Here is a 628-nt window from a genome sequence, read left to right on the forward strand (position 1 = left end):
ATAAAATCAGCGATGGAAGTGATGTGTTCGCGCTTCGCGATCAGAATGAGTCGAGCCAGAACCCGCCATCCGATGGTAAACACCAAAATCGGCGCGATATAGATGGGCAAGAAAGACCAAGGATTGCTGCTCGCCTGTCCGACCGTGCCGTAGAAGGTCCACGAGGTACAGTACACCGCAATCGAGAGACTATAAATCCACGGTCGCCAACGGGCGAGCCAGCGCTTCTGTATGTCTCCGTACCACGCGATTATAAATAGGGCTCCCAAGTACGCCAAAGAAACGGGAACCACCAGCCATCCTTGCATCCGATATCCTTTCTAGCTTTTCTTACAGAAAATAAAAAACCTCTCCTTGAGGGAGAGGTTTCATTTAACACTGCTTTCACAATGGAGACAAAGATTAGTTTTTAACCTTTGTCACAGAAGTCTAATTCTGTGTTTCAAGTGCCTTTTCAGACACATCCACCACGTTGTGGCTAGGCTCTTGAGGGTCCAATTTGATGAACAGCGCCAATAGGCCCATTGCCGCCATACCCCAGAACACCAGCGCGCCCCAGTGCTCGTACCCCCAACCACTGAGCACCGTCATCAGCGCGATAAATGCGCCAAGCGGGATCGCGTTGTAT

The 628-nt window shown here is 50.5% G+C and carries 1 protein-coding gene and 1 pseudogene; both read right to left on the bottom strand.

The window, feature by feature from the left end:
• The coding region (locus R7Q11_RS27360) for a hypothetical protein (RefSeq protein ID WP_225467132.1) at positions 1-308 on the bottom strand (308 nt) is incomplete at its 3' end.
• A gap of 121 nt (positions 309-429) precedes the next feature.
• A pseudogene (locus tag R7Q11_RS27365) lies at positions 430-628 on the bottom strand (3-phenylpropionate MFS transporter); the annotation flags it as partial.

It is taken from the genome of Vibrio sp. 970, from assembly GCF_033339075.1.